Source organism: Martinezella calliandrae, from assembly GCF_030272695.1.
Taxonomy (GTDB): domain Bacteria; phylum Pseudomonadota; class Alphaproteobacteria; order Rhizobiales; family Rhizobiaceae; genus Rhizobium; species Rhizobium calliandrae.
Map to the genome: position 1 here is coordinate 1 of NZ_JARFYN010000096.1, position 12,981 is coordinate 12,981.

Here is a 12,981-nt window from a genome sequence, read left to right on the forward strand (position 1 = left end):
CTGCCGAAGCCGAAGAACGTTACTATGCCATGCTGGACGCGCCAGCCATGGCCGCATAACTTAAACCAAACGGCCTCCGGCAAACCCGGCGCGGTTCACAGTGATCTTCTCGCACCCGGCGACGATGGAGGAATACCGCACCAGCGCCGACATCCGCCGTGACGTCCAGAAATGGGAGCAAACCTCGATCGACTGGCTGCGGGAACAGTACGGCGAACGGCTCGTGTCCGTCGTGCGGCACGTCGATGAAAGCCACCCGCATCTTCATGCCTATCTTCTTCCCGACGACGCCGAAATGCGGGCGGGGCGGCTGCACCCCGGCTATGTCGCGAAGAATGCCGTTGTCGACGGCGGCCAACTTCCGGGTGAGGACAAGAAGGCGCTGGATAAGCGAGCCAACCGCGCCTATGTCGCGGGCCTTCGGGCTTGGTTGGATGATTATCACCAGCGCGTCGCCGTTCCCGCGGGACTGACGCGCCTCGGAGCTGGGAAGCGCCGCCTGACACGGGCGCAATGGCACGCGGAGAAGGCTCAGGCAGCGGCGCTCAAGCTGGCCGTAGAGCGGGCGGCCATCGTGGAAGCGAAGGGTCGCGCCTACATCGAACTCACGAACCGGAAGGCCGCAGCGATCAACGCGGACGCGGCAAAGGCGAAGGCTTCGGCGGATCGCCTGAAAGGCGTGGGTGGCGCGGTGCGTGCCGTCCTCGATGGTGCGCGAGAGTCCGCGCTGCGTGAGAGTGTCCGGCAGGACTACGCCGCCGAGATCGCTGCGGCGAAGGCTGCCGTCGAAAAAGCACAGGAGGAGGTCGCGAAGGCCAATACCTCAAAGAGTGAGGCAGAGAAGAAAGCTGCCGAGCAGCGTCACGCGTTCCGGCAACAAAGACTACGTCTGGTCGCCGCAGAACAGAAAATCCAGTTTTTGTCGGACGCGCTCGCCGCCGCGGCAGATGAGTCGGCACCGACACCGGGAGGGATGACGCCATGATGACCGTGGGCGAAGAGATTTTCTGGAAGAATGCTGCCAGCGTCCTCCGCGACATGAATATGAAGCACCTCGACCCGACGCATGGGGCGGCGGTGGACATCGTACGGTGGTGCATGCTGGTTCGCGGGCGTCCGACACATCATCGACAGACGTTCCTTGAACAGGAGTCTCCAGCGCTACTGGTATACCTCGAAAAGCTGGCGTCCAAGGGAGATGCGGCGGACTGGCGGACGCTGGAAGAACGTATCCAGCTCCGCTTCGAAATCCTTCGTGAAGGGGAAATGCAGCCGTGCGCGAAGCCGTGGCTTGCGGCGGTGTGGCACACGCTGCCGGAGTTAGCCGCCATCGGTCAAACGATCCTTGACGGGACAAAAAACCCCGAAAGCGTTGCCGCATTCGAAGCCGCGCCCGTGACCCCAGACGCCGACGCGGGTTCCGGCAACGGCAGCGATGACAAAGGGAGTGCGGGCAAGTCGGGATCGGCGGGAACGGCGGCGAAACCGAAACCCTCGCCGCGTCTGGCCCTGCCGGTCGTCCCCGTTGTTCTCACAGAGGCCGAGAAGAAGGTGTTCGGCCCCGATAAGCGTAGTTCGGAGGCCGACGAAAAGAACGACGTCACGCCTGACGGCCCAGACGGCATACAAGGGCCGAGGCGACCAGGAGGCCCGAAATGATTGACCTGTTCGCCGAGCCATCCTCCTCGAATCTCGCGTGGCAGCTTGTAACTGCTGTGTTGCCGACGGATGCGACGTCCGCATGGGGACCGACGTTGCAGGTATTCACATCCACGTTTTTTGCGCTGTCTACTATCCTCCTCGGCTACGGCGTCATCTCGGGGATCGTGCAGTCAGCCTATACCGGGAAAACGCTCGGTGACCGCTGGCACCAAATCTGGACGCCGTTGCGTGTCATTGTCGGCCTCGGTCTCCTGTGTCCGATGCCGACCACGGGGTTTTCCGCGGCGCACTACCTGCTCCGTGACGTAGTCGCTCGCGGGGGCATCAACCTCGCCGATGCCTCTTGGGGTGTGTTCGTCGTCACGGTTGCCTCGGGGGAGACGACGATCCTCCCGGCTTCATCGTCAGGATCGACGGTCGCGATGGGAATCTTACAGCATGAGATTTGCGCCGCGGTTTACAATCAGGCGGGCTCCATGTGGGGTTGGCAGGCGCGATTGCCGGAACCAAGCGGCAGTGTCGGAGGGCTTGGCATCCCCGGGTACGGTCAGAAAGTTACCTGGAGCTATGGGCCGACGTGCGGGCATTTCTCGTACACGATCCCCGACAACCGGAAGGGCTTTTCGAACACCAGGCGCGAGGCGGTCAAGGAGATCGTTTCCGCATACCGGACCGAGGCGCAGCGTTATGCGCAGTTGGCTGCCGAGACGTCGGGGCTCTCGTCCGCCGGTGCGATGACGCAGGCGATTTCAGGCAATGTTCTATCCTCGACGATCGTTCAGGATATCCGCGCCCGGGGGGCGGCATTCGATGCCAAGATTACCGAGGCTGCGAAAGCAGAAGCGGCGACGGTCGAAAAGGAGTCGCGGTCGAAACTTGTCGAGAACGCGAAACCTCGGTGCTGGCGGTGCCGCGAGTTGGCTGCTGGACTGGAGCAAGTGGGTCATCGGCGGACTACTCTTTATCGGCTCGATCCGCGCTTATCTGATCCCAATCCTCCCCTTCGTTTTCATAATGATCTCCGGGATTGCGCTGGTCGCCGCCTTGTTGGAAGCAATGATCGCGTTGCCATTGTGGTGCATGAAGTGGATGCGCCTCGATAGTGGTGAGGATTTTGCAGGCGAGAGCGTCCGCATGGGACTGCTGATGACGGTCAACATTTTTCTGCGTCCGTCGCTCGCGATCCTGGCGTATTGCGGCAGCTACCCGGTGTTCAACCTCGTACTGCGCACGATGGACAAAATGTGGGCGACCGCCTTCTTGGCCCAAACGGGCGGCGCGGTCGTCGGTCTTGTTGGCTTCCTCGTCATGTCCGTGATCCAGCTCTACCTGACCTGGTACCTCGACTTCAAACTTTTCGGGCAGAGCTGGGCGCTCCCCGACCGCGTTCTGGCGTGGCTCGGGCTTTCGGGGACTGGTGGCGAATCCAGTCTTGCCGCGGGCGCTGTCGGCGGGATGCTGACTCTTGCCGGACGCGGACAATTGCCGAAGACTGGACTTGGAATGCTCATGAAGGGAGGGAAACCGAAATGAAGAAACTTCTGATCTGGACGGCGGGCGGTTTTGGTCTGGCGACGGTCTGCGGACTGGCAGACTGCCGCACCTGTCGGCATCGATCGTAACGCTTACCGTTTTCTGCTCTATTCAAGCGGTGCTCTGTTCACTGTCCTTTAGTTTCATATGGGCTCTTCCCGACCATATCGCGACATGGATCGAAGCGCAAAAAAGGGGGTAGACGGGAAATGAACACCATCATCGCCGCCGTATTGGCGGCATCGATCGCAGGGAGCGCATCGGCAGAGACCAGTACATGGGGAGAGACCTTTAGGTTTCCCGCCGATGCGCGGGCGGCTTACGGCGTGCCCCAGGTCGATATAGCAATGAGCATTATCATGCACCCCGATTGCGCTGGTCGCTGGTCCGTCGAATATCCATCGGGCTTCACCTTTCGCCGCGGCGGTCCCAACGGCGGGAATCTCTTCGGCAATCCTGGACGGGGGTCTTACGATATTGCCGTTAAGCTGCAGGCATGTCCTTCCCGAGATTCCGATTACGTCGATCCCGCCCACACGATCTGGCACAAAGTCGTCGTTTACTGAGGGGGCCAATGAAAACGATCCTAACCACCGTTTTCCTCACTATTGCCGTCCTACCGGCGAACGCCGGTTCGATCCTCGACGCTATGGAACCGCCTGCCGACGCACTGAAGGTCGAGTTCGTCAGCCCGACCACGACGTCGACCGATCGGCTTGCAGCAGGCAAGCCTCTGACCGTGGGCGTCATCGTCACTAGGTCGACGGGAGTCGTCCAGATTGAGCCGACCGAGAAACCCGACTGGATGACCTACGATCCACAAACTCGTCAGTTTTCAGGGATACCTGTTCCAGGACACTACGAGCTTGCCGTGTTCGTCATCGACACCGGAACAGGCCAGCAGGCCAACGGCATCTTGTCGTTCAACGTTGAACCAAGATGAGCGCTGCCAGAGGGTGCATTGCCGCGCGATTATGGGCCATAATTGCTTTTAGACAACGACATCTGCGTAACTACGCTTCGCCCCCATTTCTCCAAGGGAGAAACGATTGAATTTTTTCGACTCTAGGCCGCCACTTCTTGCCTTTGGCGCGTGAGATTATTTCCATAGTCACGAGTACATTCAAATCTCGAGTCAAAGTCTTGTCGTCGAGGTGCGCGTACGCATGGTTTGTTTTTGGGTCCCCTTCAAAAATGGAATTGAGGGTCCGCGGTTCTGGCGATTTACTTATTGCAATAGCTAAGTCTCGGCGACGCTTTGCCGTTGGCGAAGCCTGCTCTGAGAATTTACTATGAATATAGTTTATCCAAGTTACACGAACTTGCTCTCCCTGGATAAGGGACACCTGCTCAATAAGTCCATCTACAAATCCTTGTACGGCATATTCGATGAAGTTGGTCAGATGACCTCCACTCTTTGAGATTGAGTCGAGCTGTCTATAGTACGCGGTCCGAGTCTTATTGTAGTGATTACTCAGTAATTGGCATGTTGGCATCGGAAACCCGCTTCGCAGAAGGATATATACCTCCAACAATCTGGAGGTCCTGCCGTTCCCGTCGCCATAGGGGTGAATTAGTGCGATATACGCGTGAGCAAATAATGCCGCGAATATACCGTGCAGCATTTTCTTTTCTGGCTCAACGTTCAGCATTTCCTCGATGTGGGAGCATAGTTCGTCAAGGAGATACTGGCAGTCTTGAACTGGGGCACCCCGATAACCAGCGACCACCACGCTGTGATGTCTTACCTCGCCAGCAATCACTCCTTCGTCTAACTGAAGGTTCTTCAGGGCAAGTCTGTTCAACTCATCGATGAAGTCCCGAGTTACGGGGCGTTCTCCATCATCTCGTGTCGAGTCTACGAGGTAATTGCATGCGTCAAGGATGTTCTGCACTTCGATCTGTAGGTATTCTTGAGAGGGAGGCAGTTCTAGTTTTCCGGAAATCTGCTTTTCTACTTGATCTTCGGAGAGTGTGTTTCCCTCGATGGCAGTTGTTGCGGCCGCACCCTTTGCCAGAAAAACGTTGTATAGTTTTCGTGCCTCAGAGGGATCGATCGGCGCATTTGCCACATGTTTGGACTTGGAAATAATTTCTCCCAAGTTCATCCATGCCGTATGGCTGATCGGTCTTAGATCAAAGCTAAATGTCAGCCATGGATGGGTTGAGAGATATTCCCGCTTTTGACCCATTTTTGTCCCCGTTTTCTGTCCAGCTTAATGCATTGAATGTATTGGCATAATTATTTAGCGCCAATTTTTCTTGTCCATTAATATAGAAACAATATGTGTTGTAAAAGTGGAATTTTTATGAACGATTCCTTGCTTGAAGCTTGTCTGGGAAATTTTGATCAATGTCTGTCAAAGTTGTCGTAGTCATGGTCGCTAGCTTGTCCCTGATCTGTGCAAGGTCATAGCCCTTATCGAGGAGGACGAGTATGGCGACGGACCGCACCAGATCGACGGCGTCACGGCTCCGGGCGTCCACGTCGCAGTCCGGCGCGAGCTTCGAAATGTAGACACGCATCATCCGCTCCAATCCGCCGCCTTCGACGGCGGCCAGATAGGCATCGGCGATCGAACGCGCGTCGGGGCGGCGGAGGGCCTTCGCCTTCCGCCGGTTCTTCGCCGCGTAGACTGCCTGACGTTTCTTACGGTCCAGTGCGACGTCCGCCATTGTCTCCTCACGGCCGCATGATGGCGAGGGCAACGGCAGTCGCACTGTCGTCGTGGGTATGGTCCAGTCCTTTCCACGTCGCTCCTTCGCACAACGTGTCAGCCTGGCGCGAGAAGTCAGCGGCGTGAAGCATAGCCGCCAGCACGGAGAGTTCGCGAGTCGTCAGGTAGTCAGCAATCTCGGTAGCCCGCGTGACCAGATGGCCGACGTCCTTGTTGTTCGCCGCCCGGAACCGGCTACCATACTCGTCCCAACTGCCGCATCGGCTGATGTCGAAACCGAGCTTGTGGGCGATCTCCTCGACGGGATCGAGGGTTTTCCAAGTGTTGAAGTTCATATCCTTGTGTTTTCGATCTATGTCTAGCGTCTCACGGCGTGAGATCGGCGGCAAACAAAAAATCACGCCGTGAGATATTTTGTCAGGCAGCGCGGATGAATGCGCGACGTCCGGCAGTCTCGGCAGCGCGGCGGGCCTCGGCGGCGCTGGTGGCTTCGCCGAACGCGATGGGGTCACAACCATCAACGACTTCCCAAGGGAAAATCTCGTCGCCGTGGGTCACGACGAGGTCGAGGACGCGACCATCGGACGCCATACCGGCGGCTTCGCCGTAGACGTCGGCGTCGGGCTTCCAGCCCATGAATTGCAATTTCAGGTTCATTTCAGTTCTCCTATTTGCGTGTGGTCATGGCCAGCCAGAGTTTGGCCACGTCAGAGTCATTGAGACCTAGCGCCTTGTCGGCGTAAGCGATCATGCCGAAGATGAGATGGCGGAGGTCCATCACCTCCAACTTGTCGATGACATGCAGCGGCAGGTGTTCTACTGCGACATCGAAGGAGGCTGTCGGCGTCGAGGGCATAATGACGGCGACTTGAGACCGCACTTCCTCGATTTTCTTTAGTCGGTGCTTCGCCTCCTGCTCAATAAAATCACGGTGCATCGCCGCTTGATGAATTCTCAACCGCTTTGCTGAAACCATCGTCTACTCTCCTGTGTTCTTACTCCTGGGTATGAGGATGGGTTACTGTCCGTCCCTCAGTCGTGATGACGGGAATGAGGATACAGAATAATGGGAAATCTCCAATAGGGGGTTGAGCTAACATATTGAAATAATGTATTAAAAGAACTCGTTTGCCAAAACTGGATCGAGTTCTTTAATTTCGGCGTAATTGAAGACGCCGCCGCTCTCTGAGGTCTTCAATTAGGTCGGCGTGGACGTGAAAGCGGTTCGGAGTTGGCGAAGTCTTGGAAAAATATTTCACTTACAAATGCGTCTCACGGCCTTCGCGATTAGTAGCGTCGGCAGCAGCGTTCAAAGCAACAGGTTTCCAACTTCGACTGCCTCGGGTGCCTTGGTGGCGATGACGTAAAGGACGGCGAAGGCCGCTATTGCAATCGGGAGGCCGAGGATGCGAAGTGCGAGCATTGGTGTTTCCTTCTTTCAGGCCGTGACTTGTTCGAGGCGACGGAATGCCTTAATGCCGCCCTCTTGAAACTCCCGGCGCATGTCTTCCGCAGCTCCGGGAATGCGTGAACGCCGGACAAGATGTCGGGCCTTTGTCTTGAGGTCCAGTTTGTAGAGCAATGCAATGTAGCAGATGAGGCCACCGGAATGGTCCCGGTGGTTAACTTCCTCGACCACTACGACAAAGGTCAAACCCGGAATGGTTGTTCTCTTGATCTCCATGGGAGCGCCTTTTGCCTCTGATTTAACTACCCTTTCTTTTTATCACAGCGTGAGAAACGAGCCCAGGGGACAACGCGGAATGGTTGAGTTGTGCCGGAGAGGTGGTTAACTGGATCGGTAGAATTTTAAGGGTTTCCTGAACGAAAGGCCTGTTCCCTGTTCGATCCTGCCGGAGGCGAGGTCGAACCCGCCCGTAGGGCGGTCTTCTTGATGTTCCCCGTCCCGATGCCTCCTGTCAGTCATCGCTCGCAACGGCAGTCACCCCGAAGGGGCCGCAGCACCGCGGAGGACGGCATCGCCGTTGACATAGTGAGAACGGTGACAGGCTTGCTGATGAGGGTGGGGAAATGGATTCAGGGGTATCTCTTGCCCCATCTGAACGTCCAGCGGTGCTGTACGAGGCTCTATGCGCGCCCGTACAGCACGTTTGACTTCAAAATGGACCCGTGGGCCATTTGAACGCGGGAACCGCATCTGAGATGGAGAAGAGCGTATCGGAGCGACAAGCATAGCGTTCCCTGGTGCCGGGGATGATGCGGGCATTCGCGCATGCGGTTTCGAGATTGACGTTAGCCGCAGGAGCGGCAGCGTAGCGACCCGGCACGGGGGACGCGGGACCGACTGACGCCGAAAGCGTATTCATGATCTCCGGGCGCGGAAATCTGCCTTCCTGAAGCGCGATCCAGCCTTCGTGAGCGGCAAGGACTGCCTCGTCGCTGTTGCAGTCTACGTGAAGGGTGAGTGCTATGCGGGTATGCGCCGTCGTTTCCGCATCAACCATATCCTCCAGTTTCTCGGACTGGGGAAATTCCAATTTTTCGGGGCGCACGGGTTCTACCCCCCTATATAACATAAGAGCGTCTTTTACACCCCCCGCGGCTACCGCTGCCTGGAGTTCGGCGTAGCGATTTATGACCGTCTGACGGGAAAGACCGGCGTCTTTCGCCAACGCCGATTTCGACGGCTGTCCGTTTACGACAAGGCGATTCCAGGCCTCGATCAAACGCTCCAGCGTCCTGTCGGCACGAACCTTGGCCGAATATCGCCCTGCCACGGCCTGGCGCGCGGCCACGCCACGGACATCGCCGACGATATGAGCGAGCCGCTTGGGCGTAGGCAACGATCTTCCTGAAATCTTCGCCGGGTTCCAGGTCCCCACGACCCAGGCGGCCACCTTATGGCGGACGTATTCCATGGAGCGGGGCTTCATGCCCTCCGCGACGACAAGCGTCGAAAGAGCTTCCTGCAGGCGGTCGATGAGAAGCCCGTCGTCGCCATTCGCAAACGCTTCGACATAGAACGGATCGCGGTCACGGAGCCAGCGCGCCATGAGGCCGCGGGCGGCATCGAGACAGCCGTTGAAATACTCGTTCGAATGGCGGAACGTTTCGCCCGTCAGCGTCGCGACGGCCTCGCGGACAAGGGTCGTGCGGTCGAGGCCCATATCCAGGCAAGAGGCATGTTCGTCCAGCGACGTCCAGGCGTCCGACGGGCATTCGGTATGATACAGCGGTGACAACGGGTTCTTGACCAGTTGCGACGTGGCCGGCGCTTGTGGATCAGCTCCGAGGTCGGCAAGCGCACGGCAGAGACCGTAGTAAACCGCCTTAAACTTCCGGAGGAACTTGTTGTCGACGTTGAGAACGCCCATGTCGATCGGCAGAAGCCAGATAAGATGCGGACGGATAAGGCGACCGTCTTCGGTCCTAATGCCGACGATGAAATTCGGGAGCGACCTTATTTTCCTGGCTTCTACCTTCTCCCTGAGCGCCCGCAACAGATGCTCGGTGCTTTTCCAGTCAAGATCCGTATCAAGACGAATGAAGCCGAGAAGCTTCTTGTTTCCCTCGACCGTCGGGGCGTCCAGACCAAGCACTTTGAAATGCGCCGGTTCGAGGACTCGCATGTTCACGTCCTGCGCAGCGTCAACGATTTCCACGGCGTCGCCGTGTTCCGCAAGCAGCCACTCGGGCACGCCATCCGCACGCGCCGCTGCGACCTGGACTTTAAGCGCGCTGCTGCTGCCGCGGTGCCAGCAGACGCGTATGTCGCGGGATCTGTGAACGAGGGCGGGCCAACGCAGCGCGGATTTCGTGTCCAGCGTCTCCGACTTGAAGCCCTCGAACCGCAGACCTTTCTGAACGAGATGCCCGGAGAGGACGATATCTTCGCGAAGTATGAAACCATTATCGATCCGGTCCTGGCGCTCGGCGGCGCGCTGCGGCCCGTGACCGTCAATCGCCGGATCATATGGCATCATCGGTATGTACGCGGGGCGGTTAGCCACTCGCTTGAGGTATTCGACGGTCTCGCCACGAACTTTCTTCGTCGCATCCTCGTAGCGCCAGCGCGGCGGAAGCCGTCCGCCGTTGGCGGCCATCATCGCGGTTTGGGCCGCAACGCGCTCGGGTAGCGACTGGCTAGCGGCCAGCTGGCGTGCGCTGGCCTTCTGGCGACGGTCCGCGTTACGAAGCTTCGCAGCTGTGGCCTCCTCCTGCCAGGCGACGAAAGCGCGCTCCTGCTCTTGCGTCATCAGCTCGGCATTGGCGAGATGCCGATTGCCGGAAGCTAGGCAGGCGTTGGAGTTGTCAACATTTTTGAAACGAGAGGTTGGGGGTGACGTCGGCTCGGCTGGGGTATGTCCCAGCCCGGCGCTCAATTAACCGTCAATGGCGGCTTTACAATGTCAAAATGATCGTTCACCATTATCGAACATTCCTTGAGAAAACCGCCGGAGGGTTGCGAGCCCGTTGATGGCGGTTTTTTCATGGTCGATCGATACCGAGCATGGGTCAAGTGCCGATATTCCCCCACCCCGTCCCTTGGACGGTGCTGCGGCCCTCCCCCAGGGAAGGGCCTCACGCCCCTTGCGGGGCGACCTAGTCTCATCGCCGTCGCGCGGGCGCTCGGGCGATGCCTTTTGTTCTTTCCTAGATTACCCATTTGTACGCGTAGACAGGTGACGTGGAGAGGGGAAGCTCTTCGTCCCTTCTGCGGTCATCAGCAGACCGCCTTTGCCGTCATAAAAGGCATCGCGCGCACTGTCGGCGGGATTCTTAGCCAATAGGAAAAGTAGTCGAGGAGGAACATCGACACCCCAAGGCGCAACTTCAATCTGATAGGCGAAAGCGCCTTCGGTTGGACTTGTTACATGCCAGACCTTCATATCGATTTGCAGTATCATATATGCCCCTCGCACGGGATCGCATTCAACGCGATCCACGATCCGGCGGATAAGGGATGAAAGACGGATTCGGCTCTCTAGCCGTGCTTCGCCTTCTATTTTGAAAAGATCAGTCGATAACCGGAGAATTTCGACAAGGCGAGCGGCATTGCCTGGGTCGCTTCGACGGGTCCCCAACTCCGCCTCTGCCGCCTTCAATTCTCTTTTTTTAATTTTGATTTCCTGCGCATTCTCAAGAAATCGCGCTTCTGCCTGCTGATCTTCGGATTCAGCCAACCTAATGAGTACTTTGTTCCTGCGGTTAAGGTCATCTAACTCCGCCCTAATCGCGTCGACTTTCTGATCCTGATCAACCACATTGCCGTTCAAACTCTCGAAGGACTTCGTTTTAAAAGAGGTAAGGCAAAGCAGGAGCGCTTCTTCGAGCTTGTCGACTCGCCACGCCTGGGCGTTTCCGCATCCCGCATTTCGGCGGTTAGCAGAGCATACGAGATAGATGCCGCCTTTGGGCGGCTTGCCTTTGTCGATGATATGCATCGGGCCTCCACAAGCGGAGCACCTTGCGAGCCCCCGGAGGAGGTGAGCGCCTTTGTCTCCACGTCGACCACCGCTCTGTTGACGTCGTTCTTCGACGGCTGCCTGGGCGCGCCAAAACATTTCATTTTCGATTACTCGGGGATAGTATTCTTTGATCGGGTCGCCGTCAGGCTTCCGGTTGCGCGCTTTATGGTACCCGTATGTGGTTGGTATTCGCCTAGCACCGCGCGATTTTGCACGATCTTCGCAACACTGGAAGTCTGCCATCCTATGGAGGGTTTCTTCCGGTTTTCGCCAGCTTTGAACGAGGGGATTCCTTCTCCATTCAATCGGCACACGATTTCCCTGCGACCGAATCCCTCGATCGTTTCGCGAAAAATGCGGTGTACAATTTTTACACGATCTCGACGTGGGATGAACTTTCCGTCGCGGACTTCCAACCATTCCGGGCACCGTGGCGTGAGAGGCTTCCCCTCTGCACGCGCAGCCACTTTCTTCTGCCGCCATGCTTCTCCAACGCGCTCACTTTTCACGCGGCTTTCATCGTGCGCGCGTGCCATGACCGCCAATGATATAACCAGCGGGGTCCAGTCCTGCCGGAGACGGGTGGCGGAATACTCCTGACTATCGCTAAGAGTGACTACGACAACACCAGCTTGGATCAAGGCGAAAAGCTGGGTCGCAGCATCGATCACGGTTTCGCGTGATAGGCGGTCCAAGCTCTCCACAATGAGAAATGAACCTTGTTCGATCTTGCCCACCTCGACCATTTGAAGGAAGGAGCCAAGGGCACCAGTTGTACGGTTTCTTCCATGATAGGCACTAATACCGAGGTCGCGGTGGGAGTCGTCCAAAATAAGGCCCCGCTCACGCGCCCAAGCCTCTGCTTTCGCGACCTGGCGGCGGAGGGAGTCGCCTTGCGCCTGTTCTGGCGTGGAGAATCGAATGTATGAATATGCTTTCGTCATGGCCTGCATCTGTATCAAAGATCGTACCATTAATGTAGCACAATCTGCTGAAGTTGTGACCGCCGGCACCGGCGGGCTGCCGAGCCTTCTTGCCTCCGGCGGTCATACAACCAGCGGCGAAAAGGGCAGCCAGCGCACTAAAAAGGAAACACGAAACACCACCAGCGGCGATCTCTCGGCGTCATGGCTGCTCGACCTCTGGGGCCAATACCGCCGCGCAACGGAAAGCGCCAATGCATCGCTCGATGCGGCTTTCTCCGGTGTCGACGCCCAGCGCCTGACCTTCTTGCAGGATCTGGCCACCAGCTATGTCAACGTCCGCTACTACCAGGCCCTTGTCTCGATCGCGCGGGATAACCTGAAGTCTCGCCGCGAAACATTTGAACTCACTAAGTTCCAATTCGATGCCGGCGCCGTATCCCGCCTTGACGTCGTCCAGGCCGAAGGTCTCGTCAACTCGACTCTGTCTGAAATTCCCGGCCTCGAAATCAGCTACCGGCAGGGCAGGCGGTACATCATATCGCAACCCTGCTCGACATGCCGTCGGCGACCATTATCGGCCAGTTGCGCGGCGGTGGTAACCAGCCGGTATTCCGGGGCCGAGTCGACACGGGCGTCCCGGCTGACCTCGTCCGCAACCGACCCGACATCCGCGTCGCCGAGCGTAACCTCGTTGCTGCGACCGCTCAGATCGGCGTGACGGAGGCCCAGCTCTATCCGACGATCACGCTCGGC

15 protein-coding genes and 1 pseudogene are annotated in these 12,981 nt (G+C 57.9%); 7 read left to right on the forward strand and 9 right to left on the reverse strand.

Going from position 1 to position 12,981, the window contains the following annotated elements; all coding sequences use genetic code 11:
• The first annotated feature begins 100 nt into the window (after positions 1-100).
• The 6 genes from PY650_RS34750 to PY650_RS34775 all read left to right on the forward strand — a co-directional run bounded on the left by PY650_RS34750 (position 101) and on the right by PY650_RS34775 (position 4,138).
• Positions 101-985: a plasmid recombination protein gene (locus PY650_RS34750; protein ID WP_285884583.1), complete on the forward strand. Its 885-nt coding sequence runs from the start codon at positions 101-103 to the stop codon at positions 983-985.
• Positions 982-1,659 carry a hypothetical protein gene (locus PY650_RS34755; RefSeq protein WP_285884585.1) on the forward strand — a complete coding sequence of 226 codons (678 nt, stop codon included), beginning with the start codon at positions 982-984 and terminating at the stop codon, positions 1,657-1,659. The genes PY650_RS34750 and PY650_RS34755 overlap by 4 nt, the downstream gene beginning before the upstream one ends.
• Positions 1,656-2,765 (forward strand): hypothetical protein, encoded by a 1,110-nt coding sequence (locus PY650_RS34760; RefSeq protein ID WP_285884587.1) that lies wholly within the window; start codon positions 1,656-1,658, stop codon positions 2,763-2,765. The genes PY650_RS34755 and PY650_RS34760 overlap by 4 nt, the downstream gene beginning before the upstream one ends.
• Positions 2,719-3,195, forward strand: a complete 477-nt coding sequence (locus PY650_RS34765; protein WP_285884588.1) for a hypothetical protein — start codon at positions 2,719-2,721, stop codon at positions 3,193-3,195. The genes PY650_RS34760 and PY650_RS34765 overlap by 47 nt, the downstream gene beginning before the upstream one ends.
• 209 nt (positions 3,196-3,404) lie before the next feature.
• The gene (locus PY650_RS34770; protein ID WP_285884589.1) at positions 3,405-3,761 is read left to right on the forward strand and encodes a hypothetical protein; all 357 of its coding nucleotides are present in this window, start codon (positions 3,405-3,407) and stop codon (positions 3,759-3,761) included.
• Between the two features lie 8 nt (positions 3,762-3,769).
• Complete coding sequence (locus tag PY650_RS34775) at positions 3,770-4,138, forward strand: hypothetical protein (protein WP_285884590.1); 369 nt, start codon at positions 3,770-3,772, stop codon at positions 4,136-4,138.
• 70 nt (positions 4,139-4,208) lie between these two features.
• Here the strand turns inward: PY650_RS34775 and PY650_RS34780 are convergent, their stop codons facing one another.
• The 9 genes from PY650_RS34780 to PY650_RS34820 all read right to left on the reverse strand — a co-directional run bounded on the left by PY650_RS34780 (position 4,209) and on the right by PY650_RS34820 (position 12,246).
• On the reverse strand, positions 4,209-5,387 hold the full coding sequence (locus PY650_RS34780; protein WP_285884591.1) for a Fic family protein: 1,179 nt from the start codon (positions 5,385-5,387) through the stop codon (positions 4,209-4,211).
• Between the two features lie 115 nt (positions 5,388-5,502).
• Entirely contained in the window at positions 5,503-5,871 is a 369-nt protein-coding gene (locus PY650_RS34785) for a hypothetical protein (RefSeq protein WP_285884592.1), read from the reverse strand.
• A gap of 7 nt (positions 5,872-5,878) precedes the next feature.
• The gene (locus PY650_RS34790; protein WP_285884593.1) at positions 5,879-6,208 is read right to left on the reverse strand and encodes a hypothetical protein; all 330 of its coding nucleotides are present in this window, start codon (positions 6,206-6,208) and stop codon (positions 5,879-5,881) included.
• An 82-nt stretch (positions 6,209-6,290) separates the two neighbouring features.
• Positions 6,291-6,530 (reverse strand): hypothetical protein, encoded by a 240-nt coding sequence (locus PY650_RS34795; RefSeq protein WP_285884594.1) that lies wholly within the window; start codon positions 6,528-6,530, stop codon positions 6,291-6,293.
• 10 nt (positions 6,531-6,540) lie between these two features.
• Positions 6,541-6,849: a hypothetical protein gene (locus tag PY650_RS34800; RefSeq protein ID WP_285884595.1), complete on the reverse strand. Its 309-nt coding sequence runs from the start codon at positions 6,847-6,849 to the stop codon at positions 6,541-6,543.
• 462 nt (positions 6,850-7,311) lie between these two features.
• Positions 7,312-7,557, reverse strand: coding sequence for a hypothetical protein (locus tag PY650_RS34805; RefSeq protein WP_285884596.1), 246 nt, complete (start codon positions 7,555-7,557; stop codon positions 7,312-7,314).
• 433 nt (positions 7,558-7,990) lie between these two features.
• A complete protein-coding gene (locus tag PY650_RS34810; RefSeq protein WP_285884597.1) occupies positions 7,991-10,090 on the reverse strand; it encodes a hypothetical protein in 2,100 nt (699 codons plus the stop codon).
• A 402-nt stretch (positions 10,091-10,492) separates the two neighbouring features.
• The gene (locus PY650_RS34815) at positions 10,493-11,398 is read right to left on the reverse strand and encodes a recombinase zinc ribbon domain-containing protein (protein WP_285884599.1); all 906 of its coding nucleotides are present in this window, start codon (positions 11,396-11,398) and stop codon (positions 10,493-10,495) included.
• An 11-nt stretch (positions 11,399-11,409) separates the two neighbouring features.
• Positions 11,410-12,246 (reverse strand): recombinase family protein, encoded by an 837-nt coding sequence (locus tag PY650_RS34820; RefSeq protein WP_285884600.1) that lies wholly within the window; start codon positions 12,244-12,246, stop codon positions 11,410-11,412.
• A 37-nt stretch (positions 12,247-12,283) separates the two neighbouring features.
• On the opposite strand from PY650_RS34820, the pseudogene PY650_RS34825 reads away from it, so the two are divergent.
• Positions 12,284-12,981: pseudogene (locus PY650_RS34825) on the forward strand (TolC family protein); the annotation flags it as partial.

Bases quoted from the DNA above. Each gene is read 5' to 3' on its own strand.
- PY650_RS34755 (WP_285884585.1), top strand. From the start codon at position 982: ATGATGACCGTGGGCGAAGAGATTTTCTGGAAGAATGCTGCCAGCGTC.
- PY650_RS34760 (WP_285884587.1), top strand. From the start codon at position 1,656: ATGATTGACCTGTTCGCCGAGCCATCCTCCTCGAATCTCGCGTGGCAG.
- PY650_RS34765 (WP_285884588.1), top strand. From the start codon at position 2,719: ATGATCGCGTTGCCATTGTGGTGCATGAAGTGGATGCGCCTCGATAGT.
- PY650_RS34770 (WP_285884589.1), top strand. From the start codon at position 3,405: ATGAACACCATCATCGCCGCCGTATTGGCGGCATCGATCGCAGGGAGC.
- PY650_RS34775 (WP_285884590.1), top strand. From the start codon at position 3,770: ATGAAAACGATCCTAACCACCGTTTTCCTCACTATTGCCGTCCTACCG.
- PY650_RS34780 (WP_285884591.1), bottom strand. From the start codon at position 5,387: ATGGGTCAAAAGCGGGAATATCTCTCAACCCATCCATGGCTGACATTT.
- PY650_RS34785 (WP_285884592.1), bottom strand. From the start codon at position 5,871: ATGGCGGACGTCGCACTGGACCGTAAGAAACGTCAGGCAGTCTACGCG.
- PY650_RS34790 (WP_285884593.1), bottom strand. From the start codon at position 6,208: ATGAACTTCAACACTTGGAAAACCCTCGATCCCGTCGAGGAGATCGCC.
- PY650_RS34795 (WP_285884594.1), bottom strand. From the start codon at position 6,530: ATGAACCTGAAATTGCAATTCATGGGCTGGAAGCCCGACGCCGACGTC.
- PY650_RS34800 (WP_285884595.1), bottom strand. From the start codon at position 6,849: ATGGTTTCAGCAAAGCGGTTGAGAATTCATCAAGCGGCGATGCACCGT.
- PY650_RS34805 (WP_285884596.1), bottom strand. From the start codon at position 7,557: ATGGAGATCAAGAGAACAACCATTCCGGGTTTGACCTTTGTCGTAGTG.
- PY650_RS34810 (WP_285884597.1), bottom strand. From the start codon at position 10,090: ATGACGCAAGAGCAGGAGCGCGCTTTCGTCGCCTGGCAGGAGGAGGCC.
- PY650_RS34815 (WP_285884599.1), bottom strand. From the start codon at position 11,398: ATGTTTTGGCGCGCCCAGGCAGCCGTCGAAGAACGACGTCAACAGAGC.
- PY650_RS34820 (WP_285884600.1), bottom strand. From the start codon at position 12,246: ATGACGAAAGCATATTCATACATTCGATTCTCCACGCCAGAACAGGCG.